Origin of the sequence: Nocardiopsis lucentensis DSM 44048, assembly GCF_000341125.1 — a bacterium.
Lineage (GTDB): Bacteria > Actinomycetota > Actinomycetes > Streptosporangiales > Streptosporangiaceae > Nocardiopsis > Nocardiopsis lucentensis.
The window spans coordinates 1-4,128 of sequence record NZ_ANBC01000247.1; the positions used below are offsets into that span (position 1 = coordinate 1).

The 4,128-nt window shown below is 69.0% G+C and carries 4 protein-coding genes; 1 reads left to right on the forward strand and 3 read right to left on the reverse strand.

All coding sequences use genetic code 11. The annotated features are described in order from the left end of the window. From cydB to D471_RS0108330, 3 genes are all read right to left on the reverse strand, one after another. On the reverse strand, positions 1–581 hold a 581-nt coding region (cydB, locus tag D471_RS0108320), incomplete at its 3' end, for a cytochrome d ubiquinol oxidase subunit II (protein ID WP_017598189.1). Between the two features lie 12 nt (positions 582–593). After that, a complete protein-coding gene (locus tag D471_RS0108325) occupies positions 594–2,033 on the reverse strand; it encodes a cytochrome ubiquinol oxidase subunit I (RefSeq protein ID WP_017598190.1) in 1,440 nt (479 codons plus the stop codon). A gap of 326 nt (positions 2,034–2,359) precedes the next feature. Next, positions 2,360–3,091 carry a DUF305 domain-containing protein gene (locus D471_RS0108330; RefSeq protein ID WP_017598191.1) on the reverse strand — a complete coding sequence of 244 codons (732 nt, stop codon included), beginning with the start codon at positions 3,089–3,091 and terminating at the stop codon, positions 2,360–2,362. 118 nt (positions 3,092–3,209) lie between these two features. Here D471_RS0108330 and D471_RS33520 point away from each other — a divergent pair, with 118 nt between their 5' ends. Continuing rightward, positions 3,210–4,064 (forward strand): DUF3105 domain-containing protein, encoded by an 855-nt coding sequence (locus D471_RS33520; protein ID WP_051059131.1) that lies wholly within the window; start codon positions 3,210–3,212, stop codon positions 4,062–4,064. Positions 4,065–4,128 lie beyond the last annotated feature (64 nt).

Consider the following 4,128-nt stretch of genomic DNA (forward strand, 5'->3'; position numbering starts at 1 on the left):
CGGGCGCGGACCCGTACCGGGCCGTCGGTCTTGAGCGTCAGGAAGACCGCTCCGTGCAGCGTGAACAGCGACAGCGTGGTCACGCCGCCGAGCAGGCCGTAGGGGTTGAACAGGTCGAGGAGCCCGGCGGTGACGATGTGGTCGGCGTCCATGGCCACGCCCCGCACGACGTTGGCGAAGATCAGGCCCCACAGGAACGCGGGGACGGCGCTCCCGAAGAAGATCGCCCGGTCCCACCGGGTACGCCAGGTCGAGCTGTCCCGCTTGCCCCGGTACTCGAAGGCCACGCCCCGGACGATCAGCGCGACCAGGATGATGAGCAGCGGCAGGTAGAACCCGCTGAACAGCGACGCGTACCAGGCGGGGAAGGCGGCGAACATCGCACCGCCCGCGGTGAGCAGCCACACCTCGTTGGCGTCCCAGACCGGGCCGATCGCGTTGATCGCGACCCGGCGGTCGACGGAGTCGCGCCGACCCATGAAGGGCAGCAGCGTGCCCACCCCGAAGTCGAACCCCTCCAGGACGAAGTATCCGGTCCACAGGACCGCGATGGCGACGAACCAGATGACGGTCAGTTCCATGGTCCTCGGCTCCTAGTAGCTGAAGTGCGGGATGCGGGCCTCGTCCTCGTCGTCCTCCAGCTCGGGGACGAGGTGCGACGGTCCGGCCTTGATGTACTTGACCAGCAGTCCGACCTCGACCACGAAGAGGACTCCGTAGAGGGCGGTGAAGACGGCGAGGCTCGTCGCGACCGTCGCGAGGCTGACGCCGGGGGAGACGCTGGCGGCGGTGAGGAGTTCGCCGTGGACGGTCCACGGCTGGCGGCCCATCTCCGTGAGCACCCAGCCCAGGATGTTCGCCGCCAGCGCGGCGGGCAGTGCGAGCATCCCCAGGAAGTAGAACCACGTCCGCGGCGAGCGGTCGCCCCTGGTCAGGAACAGCCCGAGGGCGGCGACCGCGACCCCGGCCATTCCGAGGCCGATCATGAGGCGGAACGCCCAGTACACGACGAACACGTTGGGCGTGTAGTCGCCGGGGCCGTACGCCTCCTCGTAGGCCGCCTGGATGTCGTTCATCCCGTGCACCTCACCGTCGAACTCCCCGGTGGCCAGGAAGCTGAGCACGTTGGGCACGGTCACGTCGATGGGGTTGTACCGGGCCTCGGTGTCGCCGACGGCGAAGGCGGAGAAGTCGGCGCCTTCCTCGGTGTCCCACAGGGCCTCGGCGGCGGCCAGCTTCATCGGCTCGTACTCGGCGGCGAGCTTGGCTTGGTGGTCGCCGGAGACCACCACGATCAACCCGGCCAGGAGAGTGAAGACCAACCCGACCTTGAGCGTGCCGCGGAACAGGGCGCGGTCGCCCTTGGGCGGGACCGCGCCCGGGACCCCGGTGTCGCCCCGCTGGGTGTTGCGCCACAGCTTGTAGCAGCTGACGCACACGACGAACAGTCCGGCGGTGATGAACGCCGCCGACACGGTGTGCAGGTAGGTCGACCAGGCTTGGTCGTTGCTCAGGACGGCCCAGATGTCGGTGAGCTGGGCGCGGCCGGTCTCCGGGTCGACCTCGTAGCCGACCGGACGGCGCATCCAGGCGTTGGCCGCCAGGATGAAGTACGCCGACAGGTTGGTGCCGAGCGCCACCAGCCAGATGCACAGCAGGTGGACCGCGCGCGGCAGCCGGTGCCAGCCGAAGATCCACAGGCCGATGAAGGTGGACTCCAGGAAGAAGGCGAGCAGGGCCTCCATCGCCAGCGGGGCGCCGAAGACGTCCCCGACGAAGCGGGAGTACTCGCTCCAGTTCATCCCGAACTGGAACTCCTGCACGATCCCGGTGACCACGCCCATGGCGAAGTTGATGAGGAACAGCTTGCCGAAGAACTGGGTCGCCTGGAGGTACTCGTGCCTTCCGGTCCGGTACCAGAACGTCTGAAGCACGGCCACGATGAGCGACAGACCGATGGTCAGGGGTACGAACAGGAAGTGGTAGATCGTGGTGATCCCGAACTGCCACCTCGCCAGATCAAGAGCTTCCATGCCCACCTCTCAGGTACCGACTGGCCGTAGTACTACAAACTGTAGTGCTACGCCGCGTCGTAAAACAGGGCGCCCCCCGTGGGAGCGCGTGGTCGGCGCTGCCCCCGGGGGGGCGGGGGAGGGGTCGGGAGTGTGGCGAGCGGGTCGCCCGGGCTGGCGGATGTTCCTATCCCAGGGCTTCTACCTGCATCAACGTGACCGCGAGGGGGGTTGGTCCCCTGCGTGGAGTGGTTGTGGGCACGGGGTCGTGTGGTGTGCGACACCCAGTGTTGGGGAGCGCTCCCATCCCTGGGCGCGCGCCGACTCCGCGGCGCGGAGCGCGCGGCTCAGTCCTCCTCGGTGTCCTCCCCGACGTCCACGCCGCGGTCGGCCAGCATGGCCTCCATCGCCCTGATCTCCTTCTCCTGGGCGTCGGCCATCCCCTGCGCCAGGTCGGTGACGAGCTCCTCGCCGCCGAGCTCCACCTCGACCTCCGCCATGTCGATTCCACCCTCGTGATGGGCGATCATCAGCTCCAGGAAGAGGATCTCGGCGTCCACGCCCTCGGCCTCCCGGAGGGCGTCCATCTCCTCGGGGGTGGCCAGCCCGGGCATCCACTCCGGGACGACGCCCTCACCGGCGCCGTGGTCGTGCTCCGACCCCTCCATCCAGGTCATCGGGGGCTCGGAACCGCGGGAGTTCAGCCCCCACATGGTCAGCCACCCCTGCATGATCCCGATCTGGCCCTGCTGGGTGCGGGCGATGTCGACCGCCATGATCCGCAGTTCCGGGTCCTGGGTCTTGTCCATGATGACGTACGACATGTCCACGGCCTGGGCGTGGTGCGAGCTCATGTCCCGGAGGAACCCGGCGTCGGCGCTGTTGTCCAGTGGGCTGGAGGGGCGTCCCACGAGGTAACCGACCACCAGCGCGAGGGTGACCAGGACCACGGTGATGCCCAGGGGGACGGCCCGTCCCGCCGGGCGGGGGGAGACGTCCGGGCGGTCGCCGTCCGTCCCCTCCGGGGCCTCCTGCGCGCGCGCGGTCTCGTCCGTCGCGCCGTCGGTTCCGTCAGTCACTTCGGCCGAGGTATCGCTTGTGTGTCCCATGGACCCATCCTGGTCGAATCGCGCGGCTGTGGTGTCAAAGTAGAGGATAGATAAGTCCCATACGACCGCATGTGTACCAGGAGGCCCAGTGGCCAAGAAGAAGACGGCGGCTGAGCGGCGCCGTAAAGCAGCGGAGATGCGGGAACAACGGCTCAGACTGGAACGGCGTCGCAAGGTCCTCAACATCGCGGGAGTCAGTACCGCCGCCGCACTGGTTCTGGGTCTGCTCGCCTTCGCGGTCTTCATGGAGATCCGGAGTCGGAACATTCCCGGGATGGAGGAATTCGAGGTCGGTTCCTACGAGCACGTCACCGTGGGCGAGCGGGTCGACTACGAGCAGACCCCCCCGGTCGGAGGCAACCACTGGGCCTACTGGCAGAACTGCGCCGTCTACTCCGAGCCGGTGACACCCGAGCTCGGCGTGCACTCCTTGGAGCACGGCGCGGTGTGGATCAACTACTCGCCCGACCTGGCCCAGGACGAGGTCGACGCCCTGGAGGCCATGTACAGCCCCGGCGACTACCTGCTGATCAGCCCCCACGACGGCGAACCGGGCGCCCCCATCGTCGCCTCCAGCTGGGGTCGCCAGGTCACCGCGGAGACCGCCTCCGACGAGGCCCTCCAGCGGTTCGTCGAGCGCTTCGAACGCGGCACGGACGTCCCCGAGCCCGGTGCCGCCTGCTCGGGCGCGGTGTCGGCGACGGCGACCGTGGTCGAGGCCGGTCTCGAGTCGGGGGACATGAGCTTCCTGGGCGGCGGAGCCCCGATGGACGCCCCCGCCGGTGACGACGCCGCCGACACCGGTTCCGGTGAGCAGGACGCGGCCGACGAACAGGACTCCGAGGGCGACGGCGCCGCTGAGGAGGACGAGGCGGACACCGGTTCCGAGGACGAGGAGACCCGGAACGAGGACGCGGAGGCCTCCGACGCGGCCGAGGAGTAGACCGACTCACCTCACCCCGAACGATCCCCCCGCAGAAGAGAGGGGCCGCCGGTACCGGCGGGCC